Raw genomic sequence first — 23,439 nt, 5'->3', positions numbered from 1 at the left:
TTACACGGGATCGCGGGCAGCTCCGGACCGGCGATCCCGCAGCAGTCCGGCGACCCCGCCGGCCACCAGCACGAGCACCGCCACCCAGATCGCACCGTAGATGACGAGCTCCTCCGTGCCGATGCGCTCGCCGTTGATCAGCGAGGCGACCATCAGCAGCGCGGGCTCGAGATAGCTCAGCAACCCGAACAGGCTCATCGTGAGCAGCCGCGAGGCCGCCAGATAGAGGACCAGAGCGACGCCGGACCACAGCGCGAAGACGGGGCCCAGCCACCACAGCGCAGGGTTGGCCGTCAGCGCCGATCCGGATCCGAGCTCGAACACGAGCAGCGCGACCGCGACCGGTACGAGCACCAGGAACTCCCAGAGCATGCCGCCGAGATGCCCGGTGCCGAGCGCTCGCCGCAGCACGAAGTAGGCCGGGTATCCCAGCGCCACCAGCAGCGTCTCCCACGAGACTCCGCCCACGCGCACGAGCTCGAAGACCACTCCGAGCGCGGCGATCCCAGCGGCCAGCCACTGCCACCAGACCAGGCGATCCCGATAGAGGAGCCGCCCCACGACCACCAGCACGAGAGGCAGCAGGAAGTACCCGAGAGCGACCTGCAGCCCCCGGCCGTGCAGCGGCGCCCAGCTGAACACCCACAGCTGCGCCGCGACCAGCACCCCGCAGACCAGAATGCCGAGCAGCAGGAGCGGCCTGCGCCGCACGCGTCGGGCGATCTCGGCGACTGCGAACCACTGGCGCATCGCGATCAGGGCGAGGGCGATGATCGGGAGGGTGATGAGGTTGCGGATCGCCCAGATCGACTCCGCCGAGGCGGGGGCCAGCATGGGCGTGATGAAGTAGACGCCTCCGAAGGCGAGCGACGATCCGACGGAGGCGAGGAGACCGCTCGCCCCGGGGCTGAGCGGCCGGGCCAATCTCAGAGGTCGATCGCGCCGATGACCTCACCGTACGGCGACTCGCCGATCGGTGTGAAGCCGATGTGGAGGAAGAACTCCTCCGGCCCCTCCTCGCCGCGCTCCCAGAGCACGGTGAGGCGGCCCACGCCGCGCTGGCGCGCCTCCTCGATGAGGGCGTTCACGGCGAACGTGCCGACGCCCTTGCCCTGCGCGTCGGCGTCGACGTTGATGCGCCACAGGGCCGCGCGGAACTCCTCCTGCGGCGCCTCGGGGTCGAAGTTGCCGTGGATGAAGCCGATCACGCGGTCGTCGTCGAGCACGACGCGCTGCCAGGCGGTGTGGGGCCGGATCACGGCCGCGGCGGCGGCGTAGGAGACCGGGGTGATGAACTGCTCCTGGCCGGGCTTCAGGCCGAGTGCGTTCACGGCGACGATGGTGGCGGCGGAAAGTTCTTCGAGTCTCAGAGCGCTCATGTCACCAGGCTAGCGCCTGAAGGCGGGCGGGCAAAGGAACGTCTGGGCGCAGGGACGCGCGCGGGGAGCAGCGGGCGCGGCCGGACGGACTGAGTAGAGGTTGCGTAAAACGTGTCGGTGCGGGATCCGCGCCGCCTACGCTGGGGGCATTCCCGAAACCGGTGCGCAGCCTGCCGTCCCCGGATCTCCCCGGATCCCGTCCCCGCGGCAGGCTGCGGCACCTCTTATGCGCGGCAGGCTGGGCGCTTCGCCGACCTGCCGACCCCGCTCGACGCACCGAACGCCCCCGCGGGGTCGTCGCCCGCGACCGCCAACGCGGCGCCCACCGCGGCGGCGCTCGAGTCCTCGGGCAGCACCTGCACGCGGGGGCTCAGCTCGAGCCGGGCCAGAAACGGCGAATCCGTCGACCAGCGGTCGAGCGTGGCGCGCAGCCCGTCGAAGAGGCGCGGGCCGAGCAGGCGCAGACCGCCCCCGATCACCACCGTGTCGGGATCGAGGGCGAGCACGAGGAGGCGCACGCTGGCCGCGGCGCCTCGCACCAGATGGTCGAACGCCGCGCGGGCCTCCTCGTCTCCGGAGTCGACGGCCGCGAGAAGCGTGTGCCCCGGGTGCGCGCCGCCCGCCGGCCAGGAGGACCGCAGGGCCGATCCGCTGGCCACGGTCTCGAGGCAGCCCAGCTGCCCGCACGGGCAGGGCCGCGCGAGCGGATCCACGGGCAGATGACCGATCTCCCCGGCGACCCCGTGCGCGCCGCGCAGCGGGCGCCCATCGACCACGTACCCGGCGGCGAGGCCGGTTCCCAGGTTCAGGTAGGCGACGGTGCCCGAGAGGCCCATGAGATGCGCGGCGCCCACCGCCGCGGCCGTCACGTCGTTCTCGATGCCGACGGGCAGGCCGGTGCGCTCGCGCAGCCGCTCGCGCAGGGGGAGCAGATCGATCCCGAGGTTGTATGCGCCGCGCACCTCGCCGCGATCCCGGTCGACCTGCCCCGGGATGCCGACGCCCACCGAGACGAACTCGTCGACTCCGCGATCGGTGCGGCGGGCCAGATCCTCGACGACCTGCTCGGCGGTGCGCAGCACGCCCGCGGGCCCCTGCGCCGAGGGCAGGCGGGTGCTCGCCACGATGGCGCCCGTGTCGTCGAGGGCGACGGCCTCGGTCTTGGAGCCGCCGATGTCCATGCCGATGTGCAACGGGAGGCTCATCCGCGTCCCTCCTCGATCAGGGCGAGCAGCGCGGCGCCGGCGAGCGCCGAGGAGCCGTAGCTGGCGAGGTCTGCATAGCGCGATGTCTCCGGCCCGGCGCCCGGCCAGCCCATGTCGACCGTCAACGTCTCCCGGCCCGATCCCCGCAGCGCGTCGATGCCGTCGCGCGCGAACTCGTGCCGGTGCAGATCCCTGCCGATCACGAGGGCGTCGCGACCCGGCGGCACGGGCCAGGGCACGGCGCTCTGCTCGTTCACCGTGTGCTGGGGCCGACGGGCGAAGGCGGCAGCCGCCGCGCGCTGGTGCGCGAGCGGCCGTGCGGCGGCGGCGAACGGGCCCCACGGCGCGGCGCCGACGGCCAGGTTGCTCCCCGTCTCGACGCGCACCACGCACGCGTGCGGGTGGGCGCGCAGCCAGGCGCGCGCGGCGTCGACGCCGTCGAAACTGGCGAGTACGCGCGCCACCTCGGCCGCCGAGGGGAGCGCTGCGGGCGCCGTGCGCGGCGTCGCGCCGGCGCCGCCCGTGGTCGGGGCGGCTGCGGCGGTGTCTGCGGTGGTGTCCGCGGTGGTGTCCGCGGCGGCTGCGGCGGCTGCGGCGGCTGCGGCGTCGCGGCGCGATCCGTGCAGGCCGCTCCGCGACGCGAGCGCGCGCACGCGGTCGGCCGCTTCGTGCACGCGATCCGCCGCGATCCGGCCCGCGTGCACCGCGGCGATCACATGCTCCTCGATGTCGCGCAGGAGCTCGGGAGCGGTATCGGTGCCGAGGCACAGCAGATCGCAACCGGCCGCGAGCGCGCGCACCGCGGCCTCGGGGATGCCGATCCGGTCGCACGCGCCGCGCATGTCGAGCGCGTCGGAGACGATCGCCCCGTCGAAGCCGAGCTGCTCGCGCAGCATGCCCTGCAGGAGGGGGCGGCTGAAGGTGGCCGGCCCGGTCGCATCGACCTGCGGCAGCAGGATGTGCGAGGTCATCACCGCGTGCGCCCCGGCGCGCACGGCGGCGCGGAACGGCGGCAGGTCGCGGCGCGCGAGCAGCTCGGGCGAGGCGTCGACCACCGGCAGCGCGAGGTGCGAATCCTGTGTCGTGGCTCCGTGCCCGGGAAAGTGCTTGGGGCACGCGATGGCCCCGGTGCCCTGCAGCCCGCGCACCCACGCGGCGACGTGCCGCGCGGCGAGCTCGGGATCGGCGCCGAAGCTGCGGGTGCCGATCACGGGATTGCGCGGATCGCTGTTGACGTCGGCGTCGGGAGCCAGCGCGAGGTCGAAGCCGCAGGCCAGGATGTCGCGCCCCACGCGGGCTCCGATCTCCTCCGTGTACGCGGGATCGTCGATCCGGCCCAGCACTGCGGCCCCGGGGTACGGGGCGCCCTCGAGGTAGTGCAGCCGGGTGACCTCGCCGCCCTCCTCATCGATCGCCACGAGCGCGTGCGGCGCCGCTGCGCGCAGCTCGGAGCCGAGCCGCGCCAACTGCGCACGATCCCGCACGTTGCCGCCGTACACGCAGACCGCCAGCAGGCCGTCGCGCAGCGCTTCGAGCAGCCAGCCGGGCGCGCTGCAGCCGACGAAGCCCGGCATGAGCGTCGCGCGCGCATCGCGCGCCAGATCGCGTGCGCTCATCCCTTCACCGCTCCGCTCACCATGCCGCTCGTCATGCGTCCCTGCACGAACACGAAGAACACGATCACGGGGATCGCCACCAGCGTCGACGCCGCCATCACCTGGCCCCAGTCGATCGCGCGGTTCGCCGACTGCTGGATGAACCCGCGCAGCCACAGCGGCAGCGTCTGACCGTCGGCGTCGAGCAGCACGAGGGCCACGGTGAACTCGTTCCACGCCTGCAGGAAGGCGTAGACCCCGCTCGCGATGAGCCCCGGGGCGAGCAGCGGGAACGTGATGCGCATGAAGGCCTGGGTGCGGCTGAGTCCGTCGACCATGGCGGCCTCCTCCAGGTCGGCGGGCACGCCGGCGACGAAGCCGCGCAGCATCCAGATCGTGAAGGGCACGACGGCGGCGATGTAGACGATGCTCACTCCGACGACGGTGTTCAGCAGCCCGATCGACCCCATGAGCTTGTACTGCGCGATGAACATGCCCTCGGCGGGCAGCATCTGGATGAAGAGCACCGCCAGCACGAAGCTGCGGCGCCCTCTGAAGCGGAAGCGGCTGAGCGCGAGCGCGGCGAAGAACGCGAACACGATGCACACGAGCACCGTGATGAGCGCGATGCTCAGGCTCATTCCGAGGGCGCGCAGGAAGCTGCCGTCGGAGAACACCGCCTCGAAGTTCGCGAACGAGCCGCCGAACGGCAGCAGCGTCGGCGTGCGGCGCTCGAGCACCACCGTCGGCAGCAGGGAGGAGTTCACCATCCAGTAGACCGGGAACACCCAGACCAGGGCGAGCACGACGCCGAGCGCGCCGAGCAGTGATCGCGTTGCGCGCCCGGGCCGCGCGCGCCCGCGTTGGCGCACCAGGGAGAGGGGAGCGGTCGTGCTCGCAGTGTCCGAACGGCTCATCGCTGTTCATCCTCCTTCAGCAGGTTGCGCACGTAGGCCCAGCTCAGCGCGATCGTGAGCAGCAGCACGAATATCGACATCGCACTCGCCATCGCGAAATCACTCGAGCCGACGCCGAGCTGGTAGATGTAGGTGCCGAGCACATCGGTCTGGCTGGCGATGGAGCCGCGATCCTGCAGCAGCTTGATCTGGGTGAAGACGCGCAGATCCCAGATGATCTGCAGCAGCATCACGATCCCGAGCACGGGCTTGACGATCGGCAGGATGATCAGCCGGAAGCGCTGCCACGGGCCCGCTCCGTCCATCTGCGCCGCCTCGAGCACCTCGCCCGGCACCTGCGTGAGCCCGGCGTAGACCGAGAACGCGACGAAGGGAACGCTCATCCAGACGACGATCACGAGGGCGACGAAGAAGAAGGTCAGCGGGTGCTGCAGCCAGTTGAAGCCGCCGAAGGGGAGACCGAGGCCCGAGAGAGTCCAGTTCACGAGGCCGCGATTCCAATCGAACATCCAGTTCCAGATGGTCATCGCGGCGACCACCGGGGTGGCCCAGGCGAGCAGCAGCGAGATCTGGAGGATCACGCGGATCGCGGCCCCGACCGCCTGCATGAGCAGTGCGAAACCGACGCCCACCACCATCGTCACCGCTGCGGTGACGAGGCAGAACGCCACGGAACGGGCGACCACCAGCCACGTGGTACTGGATCCGAACAGCTCGATGTAGTTCTCGAACCAGATCCACTCCGGCGGCTGGCCGAACTGCTGCGCGAGACCGAAGTGCTGCATCGAGGTGACGAGCTGCCAGACGATCGGATATCCGAGCGCCAGCAGCACGATGAGCGTCGCCGGCAGCAGGAGCGCGTAGGGGGTGATGCGCAGCCGTCGCCGTCGCCGGGGGTGCGGCGGCTGTGCGAGCGGGGCCGCGGGGGCCGGCGCCGTCGGCAGCGGCGGTGCCGGCGGCGCGGCGGGGGCGGTGCTCATCGGGAGCCTTTCTGCTGGGGTGCTGCGGTGGGGCGGGGGCGGGATCCCGGAGCCGCGGGTGGTGCCGCCGGTTGAGCGGAGCGGCGGAGCCGCGGAGTCGAAACCCGACTGCACCTGCGGGTTTCGACTCGCTCCGCTTGCTCAACCGGCGGAGCGGCGGGACTATTGCTGGTTGAGCAGGGCGTCGAGCTCGGCGTTCGTGTCCTTCGCCAGCTGTTCGAGATCCTCGGCGTCGCGGATCTGCGCGAAGAACTCCTCCATGACGTTCTTGGCCTCGATCGCCGCCCAGCCGGGTGCGGCCGGGGTGAGCTTCGAATTGGAGGCCGAGTCGATCAGCGCGGTGGCGAACTGATCGTCGCCGAGCGATGACGTGTACTCGGAGTTCGCCGGGCCGAGCCCGTTCTCGCCGAGCAGCGTCTGGTACTCCTCGGAGAAGATGATGCGCATCAGCTCCTTGGAGAGCTCGGGGTGCTGGGTCTGCGCCGAAATGCCGATGTTCGACCCGCCCGCGAAGACCGGAGCCGGCTCCCCGTCGTTGCCGGGCAGGGGATAGGCCGCGAAGGTGTCGTCGTTCCACTCGCGCACGGGCTCGCCGTCCTCGCCCTCGACCAGATCCCCGATCGACCAGTGCGCCCAGCCCGGCGCGAGGATGCTCGCCGCGCCGAGCGTGGTCTCGGCGTCGTCCCGGGTATCGGAGTCGTTGATGTACGTCCAGATCGACTCGTCCTTGGCGTCGTTCGGGGCCATCGACGCGTTGCGGTAGAGATCCTGCAGCTGCTGCAGACCCGTGAGCGACTCGGGGGAGTCGAGCGTGGCGACCCACTCGCCGTCGCGGTACTGAGCGATGTCGCCGCCGTTCGCGAAGATCCAGGAGATGCCGTTGCGCCAGTCCTGACCGCCCAGCCAGAAGCCCGAGAAGTTCTCGATGCCGCGCGGGTTCTCCTGGGCGATCTTCTGCACGGCCGCGTTGAACTCGTCGAGGGTCTGCGGCTGCTCCACGCCCGCTTCGGCAAACACGTCGCTGCGCGCGAAGACGTAGCGCGAGCCGAAGTAGTAGGGGAGGGTGTAGTTCGCCCCGTCGACCGCACCGACGTCGACGAACGACTGCAGCAGCTGGTCGCCGCCCAGCTCCTCGTACATGTCGCTGATGTCGAGGAAGGCGCCCGCGTTCGTGAAGGTCGGCGACTGGGTGTTGCCGATCTCCGTGACGTCCGGTGTGTTGTTCGGATCGGGGAGCTTCGTCGTGAGGTTCGTGATGATGTCGCCCCAGGTCTGCTCCTCGATCTCGAGAGTGGCCCCGGTCTGCTCGGCGAACTCGGTCGTGAGGTAGTCGCGCAGCTCGTCGGGGGTGTCGCCGCCGATCAGCCAGAGCGTGATGGATTCGCCCGCATCGCCCCCGCCTCCGTCTTCGGAGGGGGTGCTCTGCGCACAGCCGGCGAACAGCAGTGCCGAGGCCGCGGCCGCAGCAGCGAGGCCGGTGAACTTCCTCTTCATGGTGTCTTCCTTTCGATGCGTCTCGCGCGGGTGTCGCGCGATGCGTGGGTGCGTTGCGGTGGGGCCCGAACGCGGGTCGGTATGGAGTTGGAGCGGGCTCAGGTGACTCCGAGGCGGTCCTTGAGCACGATGGCGGTGGCGCCCCGCAGGATGAGGTCCTCGCCCTGGCGGCTCGTCCGCAGCACGAGGTCGTCGTGGGAGTCGGGCATCGTGCGCCGGCGCAGGATCTCGAGTGCGGCGTCGGCCAGAGTCCCATCGACCAGGTCGACGGGACCCGCCAGCACCACTTCGGCCAGGTTGAGCACGCCGATCACCGGGGCGAGCGCGATGCCGAGGCGCTGGCCGGCCTCGCGCAGCACCTGCTCGCGCTCGCGGGGCCGCGAGTCGAGCTCCCGAGTCAACGACGGAACCGACAGCCAGTGCTCGAGCACCTGCTCCCGGGAGTAGGGGGCAGCGAGCCCGAGGTCGGTGCCGACCATCACCTGGCCGATCTCGCCGGAGGCGAAGCGGTAGCCCTGCACGGGCTGCCCGGAGATGATGAGCCCCGAGCCGACGCCCTGGCCGATCGCGATCAGGATGAAGTTGTCGCTCGAGTCGCCGAAGCTGTACTCGGCGAGCGCCGCGACGTTGGCGTCGTTCTCGACCACGGTGCGGATCCCGGTGCGCTCCTCGAACATGCGCGCCAGCGGGAGGTCGGTCCAGCCGAGGTTGGGCGCCGTGCGCACCGTGCCGGAGTCGTCCACGACGCCGGGAGTGCCGATCCCGATGCCGAGGATCGGCACCTCGGCGCGCGATTGCAGCCCGCGTGTCAGCTCGAGCGCCAGCTCGGTCACGGCGTCGCCGGTCGCGCCGTCGCGCGGCACGTCGGCCCTCGTGAGGATGCGGCCGTCGAGGTCGAGCAGTGCGCCGCGCACGCGGAGGTGATCGCTGAGATCGAGGGCCACGACCGCGAACGCGTCGCGCGCGAGGTCGACGAGGATCGCCGGCTTCCCCGGGCGCTGCGCTTCCTGCTGGCCGAGCTCGCGCAGCAGCAGCTCGGCGAGCAGCTCGGCGACGAGCACCGAGACGGTGACCTTGGTGAGTCCGGTCGCGCGGGCGAGATCGGCGCGGCTCATGGGGCCCGAGACGTAGAGCGTCTGCAGCACGAGCGTGCGATTGTGCAGTTTCGCGTCGCCGGGCGTGGCCTTGTGGCCCCGGCGCGGTGCGCGGGAGGCGAACGCCGTCGGGGCGGGTGGGAGCGGTCCGGAGAGTTCCTCGGGACGCGGCAGTGCGACCGTCATGTGAGTTAGTAAAGCTAACGAACTAAATATGCGCAAGTGCGGGGATGCCGGATCGGCGCGTCGTGATCGAACCGTGATCCTCCGCAGCGCCGCGCGCTCGGCGTGGCCCCGCCCGCGCCGCGCCGTCTCGTCCCGCCCCGCGCCGCGCCGCGCCGCGCCGTCCCGTCCCGTCCCGCCCCGCGCCGTCCCGTCCCGTCCCGCGCCGCGCCGCCCCGCGCCGCGCCGCGCCGTCCCGACCCAAGCGGGAGTCGCATTCTGCCGCTATCCCGGCCGCGAAGCGACAGATCGCGACTCCCACTTGGGGTTGGACGTTCCCCAGGGTTGCGCGCTCGTCCGGGGTTGCGCGCCCCTTCGAAGGGGCGCCCGCCCTGCGCGCGCCGGGCTCAGGCCAGTCGAGCGCCGCTCTCGGCGTCGAACAGGTGCAGTCGTTCGGCGACCGGGGCGAGCGTGACCGTCTCGCCGGGGGTGGGGTGCACGCGGCCGTCGACCCGCGCCACGAGATCGATGCGCGCCCCCTCGGTGGTGTGCCCGTAGAGGTAGCCGTCGGCTCCGAGTTCTTCGACGAGGTCGACCACTACCGAGAGCCCGGGATCCCCCGCGCCCACGAGCACGAGGTCTTCCGGCCGCACGCCCACCGTAACGGCCGGCGCGTGCGGGCGCGCGGACGTGGGCACCGATGCCGAGCCGAACACGATGCCGGCCTCCGAGACCGACGAGGCGAGCAGGTTCATCGCCGGCGAGCCGATGAACCCCGCGACGAACACGTTCTCGGGGGTCTCGTACAGCTCACGGGGAGTGCCGACCTGCTGCAGCACGCCGTCCTTGAGCACCGCGATGCGATCGCCCATGGTCAGCGCCTCGGTCTGGTCGTGAGTCACGTAGACGGTGGTGACGCCGAGCCGGCGCTGCAGCGAGGCGATCTGGGTGCGCGTCTGCACCCGCAGCTTCGCGTCGAGATTCGAGAGCGGCTCGTCCATCAGGAAGACCTGCGGCTGCCGCACGATGGCGCGGCCCATCGCGACGCGCTGCCGCTGCCCGCCGGAGAGCGCCTTCGGCTTGCGGTCGAGATACTGCTCGAGATCCAGCATCTTCGCGGCCTCGAGCACCCGCGCCGAGCGCTCCTCCTTGGAGGCTCCTGCGATCTTGAGCGCGAAGCCCATGTTCTCGGCCACGGTCATGTGCGGATAGAGGGCGTAGTTCTGGAACACCATCGCGATGTCGCGATCCTTCGGGGGCGTGTCGGTGACGTCGCGATCGCCGATCAGCACGCGGCCCCCGTCGACCTCCTCGAGGCCGGCGAGCATGCGCAGCGTTGTGGACTTGCCGCAGCCGGACGGGCCGACGAGCACCAGGAACTCGCCGTCGCCGATCTCGAGATCGAGTCCGTCGACCGAGGGCCGTTCGGTGCCCGGGTAGACGCGGGAGACGTGTTCGAACGTGACAGTTGCCATGATTTCCTCCACCGGCAGGTACGTGCCGGACGATCCGTTGTAGAGACGGCGGCCTGCCCGGCCGCCGGTGCCCGTCGTTGGGCGTGCTCAGGCTAGCACCCCTGCCGGGGCCCGCATCATCACGGGAGGCATCGCGCGTCGCCGCGCCCCGCGCCCCGCCCGCCCCGGCCGCCCCGCGCCCTGCACTCGGCCGCACTCGGCCGCCCCCGCTCGCCCCGCCCGCCTCGGCCGCCCCCGCCCGCCCCGGGCCCGCGGTTGACAGCCCCGCGGCGGGCTGCTTATCTGGAGCCGGTCTGCACCGCACTGCCGCGCCTTCCCGCAGCACCGATACACCAGGAGGTTCTGTGGACGTCGTCATCGTTTCCGATGCAGCCGCCGTCGCCGAGCACGCGGCCGAGAGGATCGCCGACGTCGTGCGCACCCGACCGGGCGCGGTGCTCGGCGTCGCGACGGGATCCTCGCCGCTCGGCAGCTACGCTGCGCTGGCCGAGCGCGTGCGCAGCGGCAGCCTCGATCTCGGCGGCGTCAGCGCCTTCGCGCTCGACGAGTACGTCGGCCTGGACCCCGGCCACAGCGAGAGCTACCGGTCCGTGATCCGGCGCACGGTCACCAAGCCGCTCGGCCTCGATCCCGAGCGCGTCCACGTGCCCGACGGCGTCGCCGCCGACCTCGAGGCCGCCTGCGCGGACTACGAGCGCAGCATCGTCGAAGCCGGCGGCATCGACCTGCAGCTACTGGGCATCGGGGCCAACGGCCACATCGGTTTCAACGAGCCGTCGTCGTCGTTCGCCTCGCGCACCCGCGTCAAGACGCTCGCGCCCCGCACTCGAGCGGACAACGCGCGTTTCTTCGCCTCGGCCGACGAGGTGCCGATCCACTGCGTCACCCAGGGGCTCGGCACCATCCTCGATGCGCGCGAGCTGCTGCTCGTGGCGCAGGGCGAGGAGAAGGCCGAGGCGGTGGCGGCGATGATCGAGGGCCCGCTCGCCGCCATGTGCCCGGCGAGCGCGCTGCAGCTGCATCGCCGTGCCACGGTCGTGATCGACCGAGCGGCGGCCTCCGGATTGCGCCTCACCGCCTACTACGAGCACGTGCAGGAGCACCGGCCGCGGGTCAAGATCTCGGCCTGATCGGGGCGGTGCGTGGATCGCGCCGGGACCCGGGGGATCCGATGCTCCGATCCGCGGCAGCGCGGGGACAAATATCTCGATGTCGAGACACTTCGTTTTCTCGGCTAGACTGTCTGGCGGCCCTATTCGGGCTCTGCACCGGGAGCGGCATCACCGCCGCGCACCCGCGGAAGCAGCGCGCGGCGTCCATCGTGCTGCGCGCCCCCGAGCTCACACATCACGACACTGGGAGAAGCGTTGGCGAAGATCAAGGTTGAAGGCACGGTCGTCGAACTCGACGGCGACGAGATGACCCGCATCATCTGGCAGTTCATCAAGGACCGTCTCATCCACCCGTATCTTGACGTGACGCTCGAATACTACGATCTCGGCATCGAGCACCGCGATGCGACCGACGACCAGGTGACCGTCGACGCGGCGAACGCCATCAAGAAGCACGGCGTCGGCGTCAAGTGCGCCACCATCACCCCCGACGAGGCCCGCGTCGAGGAGTTCGGCCTCAAGAAGATGTGGCGCTCCCCGAACGGCACGATCCGCAACATCCTCGGCGGCGTCATCTTCCGCGAGCCGATCATCATCTCCAACATCCCCCGCCTCGTGCCCGGCTGGAACAAGCCGATCATCATCGGCCGCCACGCCTTCGGCGACCAGTACCGCGCCACCGATTTCCGTTTCCAGGGCGAGGGCACCCTGACGGTCGAGTTCACGCCGAAGGACGGCGGCGAGCCGCAGAAGTTCGAGGTGTTCCAGTCGCCGAGCGACGGGATCGCGCAGGTGCAGTACAACCTCGACGCCTCGATCCGCGACTTCGCGCGCGCCTCGCTGAACTACGGCCTCTCGCGCAACTACCCGGTGTACCTCTCCACGAAGAACACGATCCTCAAGGCCTACGACGGCCGCTTCAAGGACATCTTCCAGGACATCTACGACACCGAGTTCAAGGAGCAGTTCGAGGCCGCCGGGCTCACCTACGAGCACCGTCTCATCGACGACATGGTCGCCTCGGCCATGAAGTGGGAGGGCGGCTACGTCTGGGCCTGCAAGAACTACGATGGCGACGTGCAGTCCGACACCGTGGCGCAGGGCTTCGGCTCGCTCGGTCTCATGACCTCGGTGCTCGCGACGCCCGACGGCAAGGTCGTCGAGGCCGAGGCCGCGCACGGCACCGTGACCCGCCACTACCGCCAGCACCAGCAGGGCAAGCCCACGTCGACCAACCCGATCGCCTCGATCTTCGCCTGGACGCGAGGCCTGGCGCACCGCGGCAAGCTCGATGGCAACCAGGAGCTCATCGACTTCGCGCTGACGCTCGAGGACGTCGTCATCAAGTCCGTCGAGTCGGGCAAGATGACGAAGGACCTCGCGCTGCTGGTCGGCCCGGATCAGGCCTACCAGACCACCGAGGAGTTCCTCGCGACGATCGACGAGAACCTGCAGCAGCGTTTGGCGTAGGCAAGACGCGTCAGCGTCTTGCGCGAGTCGCTGGTCGCGCCACTGCGCGAGCCGGCCGAGTCGCTACGTCATCCTGCGCGTAGTCGCAGGATCCAGGGCGGTGGTGCTGCGGCACCGCCGCCCTGTTGCGTGTGCGGATCGGCGCCCGCGCATCGGCGCCCGCGCCCAAGCATCGGCGCCTGCGCATCGGCGCCTGCCGATCCACGCCCGCATTGCGGGCTGCGGATTCGGCGCGCCTCCCCTCGAGCGCCGCGAGAGCCCGCCTAGCGGGCGCGGTTCGACGCGAGGAGCCCGACCACGGCCCCGCCGACGCCGAGCAGCACAGGCCAGAGCCAGAACACGCCGAGCGCGAGGAGCGCGGCGACCGCTGCGGCGAGCAGCAGCAGCTCGAAGAGGGCTTGCGCGAAGCGGTCGACCCGCAGCACCGGCCGCGGCGACAGGAACAGCGCCCAGAGCAGCACCGAGACCACGAGCAGCCCGAGCCCCGTCAGCACGCCCGGGAACGGCAGCGGCCACGACACGAAGCCCCACACGGCCACTGAGATGACGGCGATGAGGTGTGCGATGCTGCGCACGAGCTGCAGGATCACGGTGGTGCGGGCGGCCGGGGTCTCGGAGGTGCTGGTCACCCGACCAGTCTACCGGCGCCGGATCCAGCCCCGCCCGGCCCCGCACCGCCCGGCCCCGCCCCCGCACCGCCCGGCCCCGGCCCCGCACCGCCCGGCCCCGGATCCAGCCCGCCCCCGCCCGCCCTGCCCCCCGCACCGTGGGGCCGCTTTCCGGGCATAGGGTGTGGGTATGACCGGTGAGCAGCACCCGACGGCGGCGCGCGGGATTCGGATCCTCGATGCGCGCGGCGAGTTCGCAGCGCCCGTCCGAGTGCGCTGGGCCGGCGGGCGCATCTCGCTGGGCGGCGAGGCCGCCGCCGGGGATCTGGACGGCACGGGGCTCTGGATGATTCCGGGTCTCGTCGACGCGCACCTGCACGCGGGCTGGCAGGCATTCGACGCTGTGGACCGGGCGCGCTTCGGCGAGGAGCGCACCGGGAAGCTGATCGCCGCGGCGCTGCGGCGCACGCTCGCGTCGGGATTCACCGCTGTGCGCGACGCGGGCGGTCTCGACGCCGCTCAGCTCGCGGCGATCCCGCCCTGGGAGCGGCCTCGCGCCCAGCTCGCGGTGCAGCTCATCGATCGCGCGGTCGCAGATGCCGCCGGAGGCCTGGAGCGCGCGGTCGAGGAGGCGCTCGGGGCCGGGGCGCGCTGGGTGAAGCTGGTGGCGACCGCGGGCGTCGCAGCGCCCGCAGGCGTCGGGCTGGATCCCGTGTTCTCTGCCGAGGAGCAGCGCGAAGCGGTGCGGCGAGCCGCGCGCGAGGGCGCCGGGGTCATGGTGCACGCCTGGGGCGGCACGGCCATCGACCACGCCATCGAGGCCGGCGCGCTGAGCATCGAGCACGGCATCTTCCTGACCGATGCGCAGGCGCGGCGCGCCGCCGAGCGGGGGATGACGCTCGTGCCGACGCTGCGCATCTACCGGCTCGTGCAGGGCATGATCGATGCGGGATCACTGCCGGCAGCATTCCGCGCCCGCGTCGACGAGGCGGTCGCTGCGCACCCCAGGGCCGTGCTGCGCGCCAGGGACGCAGGCCTCGCCATCGCGCTCGGCACCGACTACGGCACCGTCGAGCAGCACGGGACGGGCCGGCTCGAGTTCGACGCGCTCGTCGGGGCGGGGCTCTCGCCTCAGGAGGCGCTGCTCGCGGCGACGCGCTCCGGCGCGGAACTGCTCGCCCGCGTCGCGGACGTCGCGGACTCGCCCACTGGTGCGATCGCGGAGGGCGCGCTCGCCGATGCCGTGATCCTGCGGCGCGACCCCCGGGAGCCCGGCGCGCTGAGCGATCCCGAATCGATCGTCGCGGTGCTGCTCGGCGGCAGGTGGGCCGATCCCGCGCGGTGAGCGCGGCACCCGTGTGCGCAGCTCCGCCAGTCGTGCAGGAGATCACCCCGTATTCGGACCGACACGCCGTGTAGGTGTCCGAATGGCGCAGGATCTCCTGCACGACGGACGTGCCGAACCCGGGCCGGGCATACGCGGGAGCCGGCGGGCGAGGCGAGGTGGTTCGCCCGGAGCGCCGCAAAGTGGTACATCGATGGTCCGTTGACTACCGTAGAAGGGTAGACCACTCGGTGGGCGGGGCGCTCCCGCGCCGAGACACCCGCGATGCAAGGAAGAACACCGTGAGAATGCCGAAGTCTTCGAGGCCCCGCCGCCTCGCCCTCGCCGCGGCCGCGCTGTCCGCGGCCCTCGTGCTCAGCGCCTGCGCCGGCAGCGGGGATCCCGCGCCGAACGCGGGATCCGACGCCGGCGAACCCGTCTCTGGCGGCACGCTCGCCTTCGGCCGCGTCGCCGCGGTGAACGATCTCGACCTCAATCAGCAGATCACGGCCAACAACGCCTTTGCGATCGACAAGATCTTCGAGCCGCTCGTCGCCTTCGACGAGCAGGGCGAGATCGGTCCGTGGCTCGCCGAGGTCGACGAGAGCGAGGACGGTCTCGTCTACACCTTCACTCTGCGCGACGGGCTGCGATTCTCGAATGGCGAGCCGGTCACCCCCGACGACGTCGTGTTCTCGCTCACGCGGCACATCGAGGTCGGCGGCCCGCTTCCGCTCACCGCGCCGATCGCGGGCCTCGAGGCGACGGGCGAGCGCGAGGTCACCATCACCCTCGACGCGCCCTACACGCCGTTCCTCTCCGAGCTGTCGGGCTTCTCGAACGGAATCTTCCCGGCGGAGTTCGGGGGCCTGAGCGAGGAGGAGTTCTTCCAGAACCCGGTCGGCACCGGCCCCTTCGTGGTCGACGAGTGGGATCCCAACGGCGACCTCTCGTTCGTGAAGAACGAGCACTACTGGCAGGAGGGCAAGCCCTACCTCGACGGACTCGTCTACACGTTCGTGGCCGACGACACCCAGTTGCGGCAGCAGCTCGCCGCCGGGCAGCTCGACGCGATCGACACCGTGCCCGCGGCCAACGCCGCCGAGGTCGACGCCGCCGCGAACACCGTGCTGTCGCAGACCGAGGGCTGGTCGACCGAGCAGGTCTTCTTCAACACGCAGCGCGAGCAGTTCGCCGACCGCCACGTGCGCCGCGCCATCGCGCACGCGCTCGATCGCGACGGGATCGCGACGGCCACCACCTTCGGAACGGCCGAGGTCGCGAACTCGCTGCTGCCTCCGAGCATCACGTACTCGGCGAACGACGAGGTCGAGGCGCTCGATTTCGACATCGAGGCGGCGAAGGCCGAGCTCGCGCAGTCCGAGTACCCCGACGGCTTCTCGACCACCCTGCTCGTCGCGAGCGGCAATGCCCAGAGGGCCCAGATCGCCCAGATCGTGCAGGAGTCGCTCGCGCAGATCGGCATCGAGGTCGAGATCGAGTCGCTCGACATCGCGGTGTTCCGCGAGCGCTTCTTCGCCTACGACTACGACCTCATGATCAACAGCGGCCAGTCCGACGCGCCCGACCCCAACGGCTTCATCACGTTCCAGGCCGACCCCGAGGGCTTCAGCAAGTCGTACTGGACGCACTTCACCGACGATCGCGTCACCGAGCTGATGCACGAGGGGCGCACCACTCCGGACGGCGAAGAGCGCGCGGCGATCTACCGCGAGATCCAGCAGATCCTCGCCGACGAGGTGCCCTACATCCCGCTCTTCTTCCCGGCGAATCTCAAGGCCACCACCGACCGGGTGCACGGTTTCACGGTGCTGCCCAACTCGAGCGTGCGCTTCCAGGACGTCTGGTTGGCGGCGGAGTAGGGGTTCCGGCGGGGAGGGGACTCCGACCCCATCGCGACATCGCGTTCTCACGATATGCAAAATCGCATATCGTTCGACCGCGAAAGCGACAGGGTCGGAGTCCCCTCCCCGCCTCTCCCTGTCCGTGGAGAGCGCAAGTAGGGTGAAACGGTGAGGAGTAGAGCACAGCGAACAGCGGGGGCGGCGGGGCGCATCCTCGCCCGCGTCGTCCCGGTGATGCTCGGCGTGGTGATCGCCGTGTTCTTCCTGCTGCGCCTGGTGCCGGGCGATCCCGCCGCGATGATCCTCGGCGAGCGCGCCACGCCCGAGTCCGTCGCCGCACTGCGCGAGCAGCTCGGCCTCGAACAGCCGCTCCTGAAGCAGTTCACCGACTTCCTCGTGCAGCTCGTCACGCGATTCGACACGGGCGATTCGCTCGTCACGGGCCAGTCGACCCGTGAACTGATCCTCGACAAGGCCCCGGTGAGCCTCGGCATCGTCGTTTTCGCCGTGCTGCTCGCCGTGTGCATCGCGGTGCCGCTCGCCCTCGCCGCCGCGCTGCGCAAGGACGGTTGGGCGGATCACCTGGTGCGGATCCTGCCGACCGTCGGCCTGGGCATGCCTCTCTTCTGGATCGGTCTGCTGCTCATCATCGTGTTCGCGGTGCATCTGGGCTGGTTCCCGGTAGGGGGCGTGGGATCGGGCCCGGGGGAGCCTTTGCGCAGCCTCTTCCTGCCGTCGCTCGCCGTGGCGCTCGGCATGGCGCCGCCGCTGATCCGCTCGCTGCGCGCCCAGCTCATCGAGGTGCTGTCGGCCGATTTCGTGACCACGTTGCGGGCGGCGCGCATCCCCGAACGGCGCATCCTGCGGCGCCACGTGCTGCGGGGTGCTGCGCTGCCCGCGCTCACGCTGCTCAGTGTGAACACGGCCTATCTCATCGGCGGCACGCTGGTGGTCGAGAAGGTGTTCGCGATCGGCGGGATCGGCACGCTGCTCTTCCAGTCGATCGGGAGCCGCGATTTTCCCGTGGTGCAGGGCGTCGCGCTCTACTGCGCCGTGCTCGTCGTGCTCGTCACCGCGCTGGCCGGGGTGCTCGCGGCGATGCTCGATCCGCGGCTGCGCGTCGGCGACGGCGACGGGGGGTCCCGATGAGCTTCTGGAACCGGGCCACGCGCTCTCCAGCGTTCGTCGGGGGCGCGGTGCTCTTCGGGCTGATCCTGACCGCGGCGATCCTCGCCCCGATCCTCGCTCCCTACTCGCCGAGCGCGCAGAATCTGACCGGCGGCCTCCTGCCGCCGTCTCCGGAGCACTGGCTCGGCACCGACCAGCTGGGGCGCGACGTGCTCTCGCGCCTGCTCTTCGCGGCCCGAACCGATCTGCGCATCGCGATCCTCGCCTCGCTCGCCCCGTTCGTGATCGGCGTGGCCGTCGGCCTCGTCTCGGGCTACTTCGGCGGTGCGGTCGACTGGACGGCGTCGCGGATCACCGACACGGTCATCGCGTTCCCCTTCTACGTGATCGTGATCGCGATCGTGTTCGCCGTGGGAGCGGGCGAGAGCGGCATCATTCTCGCCTTCGCGCTGGTGGGCTGGGTGGGGTACGCCCGCGTGCTGCGGGCCATGACCGCGTCGCTGCGGGAGGCCGGCTGGGTGCAGGCGGCGCGCGGCGGCGGGTTGTCGCACGCGCGGGTGCTGCTGCGCCACCTGCTGCCCAACCTGCTGCCGCAGGCGGTCGTGCTGCTCGCCACCGAGATCGTGCTCATCATGGTGGCGATCGTCACGCTCGGGTACCTGGGGCTCGGGATCCAACCGCCCACGCCCGACTGGGGCACCATGATCGCCGACGCGCAGCAGTTCGTGACGACGCAGTGGTGGCTGGCGGCGTTCCCGGGGCTCGCGGTGGTGGTGACCGGGATCGCGCTGTCGCTGCTGGGCGATGGGATCGGCGATGCGCTGCGGGTGGGGAGCGCGCCGCGAGCCGCAGCGGGTCGCGGTCGATCCGCCGCGAAGTGGGAGTCGCGATCTGCCGCTTCCCCGCACTCGAAGCGGCAGATCGCGACTCCCACTTCGCGGGTCCGGGTGGGGAGCGGTGTCGCGGCCGGCGAGGTGCGCGTGCGCGGGCTGCAGGTCGCCGCGGGTGCTGCTCGCGGCGCCGGGGCCGGAGCGGGCGGCGGCGGCGCGGATCGCGCCGGGGCCCGAGCGGGCGGCGGCAGAGCGGGATCGCTGCTCGTCGACGGGCTCTCCTTCTCGGTGGCGCCCGGCGAGGCGCTCGGCATCGTCGGGGAGTCGGGGTCGGGCAAGAGCCTCACACTGCGCGCCCTGCTCGGGATGCTGCCCGCGGGCACGCGCGCGTCCGGCGGCGAGGTCGCGGTCGGCGGCACGGTCGGCATGGTGTTCCAGGATCCGCTCACGGCGCTCGATCCGCTCACGCGCGTGGGCGCGCAGCTGCGAGAGGCCGTCGAGGCGGGAGGCGCCTCGGGATCACAGGCTCGCGCGCGCGCCCGCGTGCGAGAACTGCTGCAGCAGGTGGAGCTTCCTGACCCCGATCGCATCGCGCGCTCGTACCCGCACCAGCTGTCCGGCGGTCAGCGCCAGCGCGTGGTGATCGCGATGGCGCTCGCGGGCGATCCGGCGGTGCTGCTGTGCGATGAGCCCACGACCGCGCTCGACGTGACCGTGCAGCGGCAGGTGCTGGGGCTGCTCGACGAGGTGCGGCGAGAGCGCGGGCTCACGCTCGTGTTCGTGAGCCATGATCTTGCGGTGGTCGCCTCCATGTGCGACCGGGTGCTGGTCATGCGCGCGGGCGCCGAGGTGGAGTCGGGGCCGACGGCGCGCGTGATCCGAGAGCCGCGCGATGCCTACACGGTCTCGCTCCTCGAGGCGGTGCCCCGGCTGCCGGATCCCGCGCCCGCGCTGCTCGATTCGGATCCCGCGCTGCCCGATTCGGATCCCGCGGCCCCGGATCCCGGGCCCGCGGCGGCGGATCCCGAGCCCGCGCCGGCGCTGCTCGAGGCGCGCGGTGTCGAGGTGCGCTACGGCGAGCTCGCGGCGGTCGCCGGGGTCTCGTTCTCGGTCTCGCGGGGCGGCGCCCTCGGGATCGTCGGCGAATCGGGGTCGGGCAAGACCAGCCTGGCCCGCGCCTTGGTGGGCCAAGTGGCGGCCGAGCGGGGCGAGATCCGGCTCGACGAAGCACCGCTCCCGCGGCGGCGCTCCCGCACCGAGGCCCGTGCAGTGCAGCTCGTGCCGCAGGATCCGTACTCGTCTCTCGACCCGCGCATGACCGTCGCGCAGACCCTCGGAGAGCTGCTGCGGGTGCACCGGATCGTGCCGCGAGCCCGAACGGCCGCGCGGATCGCCGAGTTGCTCGGGCTGGTCCGTCTCGATCCCGCGCTCGCCCGCGCCTACCCGCACGAGCTCTCCGGCGGGCAGCGCCAGAGGGTCGCGCTCGCGCGGGCGCTCGCCGTGGAGCCGCGAGTGATCGTGGCCGACGAGCCCACGAGCGCCCTCGACGTCTCCGTGCAGGCCAGCGTGATCGAACTGCTGCGCGCGTTGCGGAGCGAACCCGGGGTGGCGCTCGTGGTCGTATCGCACGATCTCGCAGTCGTGCACGAGCTCTGCGACGCCGTCCTCGTGATGCGCGACGGCCGCGCGGTCGAGACCGGCGGCCCCGAATTCTTCTCGGCGCCGCGCACGCGGTACGGCAGGGACCTCCTCGGCTCCGTGCTCCGGCTGCCGGAGATTGCGTGAGCGTCGGAGGCCCTTGATACCCTCGCAGTACGCGACAGCGCCCGAGAGGAGGCGACCGATGGACGGCATCATGGACTGGTTCGATCGTCTGCTCGACGGCTCGATCGTCACTGGCGGCGTCTTCCTCATCATCGGCATCGTCGGCGGGGTGCTGCTGCTCATCTCGCTCCTGCTCGACGGCATCTTCGACGCGTTCGACTTCGGCGACGGGCCGCTGAGCCTCACGACCATCGCAGCGTTCACGGCGATCTTCGGATTCACCGCCTTCGCGAGCGTCGGTGCCGGGATGTCGACACCCGCCTCGGCGCTCGTCGGCTCGCTCGCCGGCGTGGTCGGCGGCGCGGCCGCGTGGTGGCTGTCGCGCCTCATCCGCAGTGCGGAGTCCACCACGGCCGTCAGCGGCGACGATCTCGTGGGCGCGCTCGGGTCCGTGGTTCTGGCGATCCCGCAGCAGGGCCTCGGCGAGGTCGCGCTCACCCGTCATGGCGAGCGCATCTCGCTCTCCGCCACGGCGGCTGAGCCGATTCCGCGGGGCACCGCCGTGCGGGTGGTGCAGGTCGTCACCTCCACCTCGGTGCGTGTCGAACCGGTCGAGCCCGCGGCGCCCGCGGCTCCCGCTCCCACTCCCGACCCCGCTCCCACTCCCGATTCCGAATGAACGGAGACTGAATGTTCCTCGCAAGCCCGGCGATCGTCGGCATCTTCGGCGCGGTCATCGCACTGGTGCTCGTGGCGCTCGTCATCATCAAGCGATATCGCATCGCCAAGCCGGACGAGGCGATCATCGTCACCGGGGGCAAGGGCAAGGAGGTGGTCGACGCCACCGGCAAGCGCTCGCGCGACCTGTCGGGGCAGAAGGTGGTCACGGGCGGCGGCGTCTTCGTGCTGCCCTTCGTGCAGAAGTCGTTCACCATCTCGCTCCGCTCGCGCCGTCTCTCGATCACCACCGAGGCGCAGACCACGGACGGAATCACCATCCAGGCCCAGGCTGTGGCGGTCGTGAAGGTCGGCGGCACGCAGGAGATGATCCGGGCCGCGGCGCAGCGCTTCCTCTCGAACTCGGACGAGATCGACGAGTCGACGCAGGAGGTGCTCTCCGGCTCGCTGCGCTCGATCATCGGCGGACTCACGGTGCTGCAGATCATTCGGGATCGCGCGGTCGTCGCCCAGAGCGTGCTCGAGGCGGCCGAGGAGGCGCTCACCAAGCAGGGCCTCGTGGTCGATACCCTGCAGATCCAGGAGATCCGCGACGGCGCCGACTACATCGCGAACATCGGGCGCCCCGAGGCCGCGAAGGTGCGCCAGGCCGCAGATATCGCCGAGACCAACGCGTATCAGGCGTCGCAGGAGGCCAAGATCGCTGCCGAGCAGGTGCTGGTCGACCGCAACCGCGAGCTCAAGCTCCGCCAGGCCGCCGTGCAGGTCGAGACCGACAAGGCGACCGCGCAGGCGTCAGCGGCCGAGCCGCTCGAGCAGGCGATCCAGCAGCAGGCCATCGTCGAGCAGCAGCAGATCACCGCTCAGAAGGAGGTCTCGCTCAAGACCGAGCAGCTCAACGCCGACGTGCGCGCCGTCGCCGAGGCCGAGGCGTATCGCGTCGAGGCCCTCGCTCGAGCCGAGGCCGCCGCATCCGTCTCCGCAGCCGAGGGCCGCGCGAAGGCGGTCGAGCGCGAGGGGCTCGCGAGCCGTGCCGCCCGTATCGCGGCGTCCGAGGCGCTCGAGGCCGAGGGCCGCGCGGAGGCCGCGGCGATCGAGGCCAAGGGCACCGCGGAGGCGGCCGCCATCGACGCCCGTGCGCGTGCGCTCGAGACGCAGTCGCAGGCCGTGCTCGCGCAGGAGCTCATCCATCTGCTGCCCGAGATCGCGGGCGAGTACGCGCAGGCCATCGGCGCGATCGACAGCATGACCGTGGTCTCGGCCGACGGCACCTCGAAGGTCGCCGGCGAGGCGATGGGCAACATCAAGGGGCTGCTCGAGATGGCCAAGGACACGGTGGGGGTCGACCTGGTCGGAATGCTCAACGGTGCCGTGACCGGCGGGGTCACCGGCGCGGCAGCCGGGCGGGCGGCGGCCAACGCGGAGGGCCGTGGCCGTGATGCCGATCGGAGCGCCCGGGCGACCGGCGCCGAGGGCATCGGCGCCGAGGATTCCGGCGCCGGCGAGACCGGCGCATCGGGAGACGGGCCGTCTGAGACCGCGCGGGGCCTGGCATCGGCCGCGTCGGCCGCAGCGGACGACGCGGCCGCGGCCGCCGCGGAGGCCGCCTCGGCCGCGGGGAGCGCGGCGCGCCGCGCCGGCGCCGCGGCCTCGGAGCGGCTGAGCGCCTCCGGCGATTCGTCGCAGGCGGACCGGGCAGAATAGGGGCATGTCCACCCCGCGCTCGGTCACGGCCGAGGTCGAATCGATTCTCGGCCCCGCTCCTGCCGGCTACACGCAGCCCGAAGCCGTGGTGCTCCGATTCCGGCGCCACGGGTGGAGACTCGCACCGCCGGTGATCGCGTTGGCGGCCGTGGCGGCCGCGGCCGGGTACTGGGTGGGCAACCTGCCCGAAGCCTGGATGAACCTGCTCGCCGCGGGGGTCGCCGTGCTGCTGGGCCTGCTGCTCGGGGTGCTGCCGGTGCTCGCCTGGCTCGCGCATCGCACCACGATCACGACGCGACGTGTGATCGTTCGCCGCGGACTGTTCGTGCATCAGCGTTCGGAGCTCGCGCTCGGGCGGGTGCGCGAGGTGAAGACCCGGCGCGGCGTGCTGCAGCGGGTGCGGGGTGCCGGCGATATCGAGTTGCTCCACGGCGCCGAGAGTTTGCGCCTCGACGACCTCCCCGGGGTGCAGGGCATCGCAGACGCGCTCCGCGAGCTCGTCGAGCGCAATTACGTGCACGCCACGCGCCTGGAGCAGCGTCTCGCGGCGTCGGTCGCGGGTGCAGCACCCGCTCCTGGAGGGTCGCTCGACGCGGGCGCGGGTCCCGATCCGGATCCCGATTCCGCGCGCGGCTTCTTCTGACCCTGCGGCGTG

At 71.6% G+C, this 23,439-nt stretch carries 19 protein-coding genes; 9 read left to right on the top strand and 10 right to left on the bottom strand.

The genetic code is table 11. The annotated features are described in order from the left end of the window. The 9 genes from rarD to EVS81_RS07125 form a co-directional block, all read right to left on the bottom strand. Entirely contained in the window at window positions 1-924 is a 924-nt protein-coding gene (gene rarD / locus EVS81_RS07170; RefSeq protein ID WP_130109772.1) for an EamA family transporter RarD, read from the bottom strand. A gap of 2 nt (window positions 925-926) precedes the next feature. Next, the gene (locus tag EVS81_RS07165) at window positions 927-1,379 is read right to left on the bottom strand and encodes a GNAT family N-acetyltransferase (RefSeq protein WP_130109771.1); all 453 of its coding nucleotides are present in this window, start codon (window positions 1,377-1,379) and stop codon (window positions 927-929) included. A gap of 224 nt (window positions 1,380-1,603) precedes the next feature. Next, complete coding sequence (locus EVS81_RS07160; protein WP_240740024.1) at window positions 1,604-2,584, bottom strand: ROK family protein; 981 nt, start codon at window positions 2,582-2,584, stop codon at window positions 1,604-1,606. Next, entirely contained in the window at window positions 2,581-4,200 is a 1,620-nt protein-coding gene (locus EVS81_RS07155) for a glycoside hydrolase family 3 protein (RefSeq protein ID WP_130109770.1), read from the bottom strand. Before EVS81_RS07155 ends, EVS81_RS07160 begins: the two co-directional genes overlap by 4 nt. Next, window positions 4,197-5,096, bottom strand: a complete 900-nt coding sequence (locus EVS81_RS07150; RefSeq protein WP_130109769.1) for a carbohydrate ABC transporter permease — start codon at window positions 5,094-5,096, stop codon at window positions 4,197-4,199. The genes EVS81_RS07155 and EVS81_RS07150 overlap by 4 nt, the downstream gene beginning before the upstream one ends. Continuing rightward, entirely contained in the window at window positions 5,093-6,076 is a 984-nt protein-coding gene (locus EVS81_RS07145) for a carbohydrate ABC transporter permease (protein WP_130109768.1), read from the bottom strand. The genes EVS81_RS07150 and EVS81_RS07145 overlap by 4 nt, the downstream gene beginning before the upstream one ends. Before the next feature lie 162 nt (window positions 6,077-6,238). Further along, window positions 6,239-7,570 carry an extracellular solute-binding protein gene (locus EVS81_RS07140; protein ID WP_130109767.1) on the bottom strand — a complete coding sequence of 444 codons (1,332 nt, stop codon included), beginning with the start codon at window positions 7,568-7,570 and terminating at the stop codon, window positions 6,239-6,241. Window positions 7,571-7,668: 98 nt separating this feature from the next. Beyond that, complete coding sequence (locus tag EVS81_RS07135) at window positions 7,669-8,850, bottom strand: ROK family protein (RefSeq protein ID WP_130109766.1); 1,182 nt, start codon at window positions 8,848-8,850, stop codon at window positions 7,669-7,671. A 383-nt stretch (window positions 8,851-9,233) separates the two neighbouring features. Beyond that, on the bottom strand, window positions 9,234-10,301 hold the full coding sequence (locus EVS81_RS07125) for an ABC transporter ATP-binding protein (RefSeq protein ID WP_130109765.1): 1,068 nt from the start codon (window positions 10,299-10,301) through the stop codon (window positions 9,234-9,236). Window positions 10,302-10,645: 344 nt separating this feature from the next. Here EVS81_RS07125 and nagB point away from each other — a divergent pair, with 344 nt between their 5' ends. Both nagB and EVS81_RS07115 read left to right on the top strand, forming a co-directional pair. Continuing rightward, window positions 10,646-11,431, top strand: coding sequence for a glucosamine-6-phosphate deaminase (gene nagB, locus EVS81_RS07120; protein ID WP_130109764.1), 786 nt, complete (start codon window positions 10,646-10,648; stop codon window positions 11,429-11,431). A gap of 237 nt (window positions 11,432-11,668) precedes the next feature. After that, on the top strand, window positions 11,669-12,883 hold the full coding sequence (locus EVS81_RS07115) for an NADP-dependent isocitrate dehydrogenase (protein ID WP_130109763.1): 1,215 nt from the start codon (window positions 11,669-11,671) through the stop codon (window positions 12,881-12,883). Between the two features lie 263 nt (window positions 12,884-13,146). Here the strand turns inward: EVS81_RS07115 and EVS81_RS07110 are convergent, their stop codons facing one another. Further along, window positions 13,147-13,512, bottom strand: coding sequence for a DUF2568 domain-containing protein (locus EVS81_RS07110; RefSeq protein ID WP_130109762.1), 366 nt, complete (start codon window positions 13,510-13,512; stop codon window positions 13,147-13,149). A 169-nt stretch (window positions 13,513-13,681) separates the two neighbouring features. Between EVS81_RS07110 and EVS81_RS07100 the strand changes: the two genes are divergently transcribed. The 7 genes from EVS81_RS07100 to EVS81_RS07070 all read left to right on the top strand — a co-directional run bounded on the left by EVS81_RS07100 (window position 13,682) and on the right by EVS81_RS07070 (window position 23,427). Further along, complete coding sequence (locus EVS81_RS07100; protein ID WP_130109760.1) at window positions 13,682-14,836, top strand: amidohydrolase family protein; 1,155 nt, start codon at window positions 13,682-13,684, stop codon at window positions 14,834-14,836. A gap of 287 nt (window positions 14,837-15,123) precedes the next feature. Further along, window positions 15,124-16,698, top strand: a complete 1,575-nt coding sequence (locus tag EVS81_RS07095) for an ABC transporter substrate-binding protein (protein ID WP_130109759.1) — start codon at window positions 15,124-15,126, stop codon at window positions 16,696-16,698. Between the two features lie 150 nt (window positions 16,699-16,848). Then, window positions 16,849-17,829 carry an ABC transporter permease gene (locus tag EVS81_RS07090; RefSeq protein WP_240740023.1) on the top strand — a complete coding sequence of 327 codons (981 nt, stop codon included), beginning with the start codon at window positions 16,849-16,851 and terminating at the stop codon, window positions 17,827-17,829. Then, complete coding sequence (locus EVS81_RS07085; protein WP_130109758.1) at window positions 17,826-20,423, top strand: ABC transporter ATP-binding protein/permease; 2,598 nt, start codon at window positions 17,826-17,828, stop codon at window positions 20,421-20,423. The genes EVS81_RS07090 and EVS81_RS07085 overlap by 4 nt, the downstream gene beginning before the upstream one ends. 58 nt (window positions 20,424-20,481) lie before the next feature. Next, entirely contained in the window at window positions 20,482-21,081 is a 600-nt protein-coding gene (locus EVS81_RS07080) for an NfeD family protein (RefSeq protein WP_130109757.1), read from the top strand. Window positions 21,082-21,092: 11 nt separating this feature from the next. Next, on the top strand, window positions 21,093-22,784 hold the full coding sequence (locus EVS81_RS07075; protein ID WP_130109756.1) for a flotillin family protein: 1,692 nt from the start codon (window positions 21,093-21,095) through the stop codon (window positions 22,782-22,784). Window positions 22,785-22,788: 4 nt separating this feature from the next. Continuing rightward, window positions 22,789-23,427, top strand: coding sequence for a PH domain-containing protein (locus tag EVS81_RS07070; protein ID WP_130109755.1), 639 nt, complete (start codon window positions 22,789-22,791; stop codon window positions 23,425-23,427). The last annotated feature ends 12 nt before the right edge of the window (window positions 23,428-23,439 follow it).

Source organism: Leucobacter triazinivorans, from assembly GCF_004208635.1.
GTDB lineage: Bacteria > Actinomycetota > Actinomycetes > Actinomycetales > Microbacteriaceae > Leucobacter > Leucobacter triazinivorans.
The sequence above is the reverse complement of the archived record's forward strand: the minus strand, read 5'-3'. Positions and strand labels throughout refer to the sequence as shown.

Bases quoted from the DNA above. Each gene is read 5' to 3' on its own strand.
- EVS81_RS07155 (WP_130109770.1), bottom strand. From the start codon at position 4,200: ATGAGCGCACGCGATCTGGCGCGCGATGCGCGCGCGACGCTCATGCCG.
- EVS81_RS07145 (WP_130109768.1), bottom strand. From the start codon at position 6,076: ATGAGCACCGCCCCCGCCGCGCCGCCGGCACCGCCGCTGCCGACGGCG.
- EVS81_RS07125 (WP_130109765.1), bottom strand. From the start codon at position 10,301: ATGGCAACTGTCACGTTCGAACACGTCTCCCGCGTCTACCCGGGCACC.
- EVS81_RS07085 (WP_130109758.1), top strand. From the start codon at position 17,826: ATGAGCTTCTGGAACCGGGCCACGCGCTCTCCAGCGTTCGTCGGGGGC.
- EVS81_RS07070 (WP_130109755.1), top strand. From the start codon at position 22,789: ATGTCCACCCCGCGCTCGGTCACGGCCGAGGTCGAATCGATTCTCGGC.
- EVS81_RS07165 (WP_130109771.1), bottom strand. From the start codon at position 1,379: ATGAGCGCTCTGAGACTCGAAGAACTTTCCGCCGCCACCATCGTCGCC.
- EVS81_RS07095 (WP_130109759.1), top strand. From the start codon at position 15,124: ATGCCGAAGTCTTCGAGGCCCCGCCGCCTCGCCCTCGCCGCGGCCGCG.
- EVS81_RS07160 (WP_240740024.1), bottom strand. From the start codon at position 2,584: ATGAGCCTCCCGTTGCACATCGGCATGGACATCGGCGGCTCCAAGACC.
- EVS81_RS07080 (WP_130109757.1), top strand. From the start codon at position 20,482: ATGGACGGCATCATGGACTGGTTCGATCGTCTGCTCGACGGCTCGATC.
- EVS81_RS07135 (WP_130109766.1), bottom strand. From the start codon at position 8,850: ATGACGGTCGCACTGCCGCGTCCCGAGGAACTCTCCGGACCGCTCCCA.
- EVS81_RS07100 (WP_130109760.1), top strand. From the start codon at position 13,682: ATGACCGGTGAGCAGCACCCGACGGCGGCGCGCGGGATTCGGATCCTC.
- EVS81_RS07075 (WP_130109756.1), top strand. From the start codon at position 21,093: ATGTTCCTCGCAAGCCCGGCGATCGTCGGCATCTTCGGCGCGGTCATC.
- EVS81_RS07150 (WP_130109769.1), bottom strand. From the start codon at position 5,096: ATGAGCCGTTCGGACACTGCGAGCACGACCGCTCCCCTCTCCCTGGTG.
- EVS81_RS07140 (WP_130109767.1), bottom strand. From the start codon at position 7,570: ATGAAGAGGAAGTTCACCGGCCTCGCTGCTGCGGCCGCGGCCTCGGCA.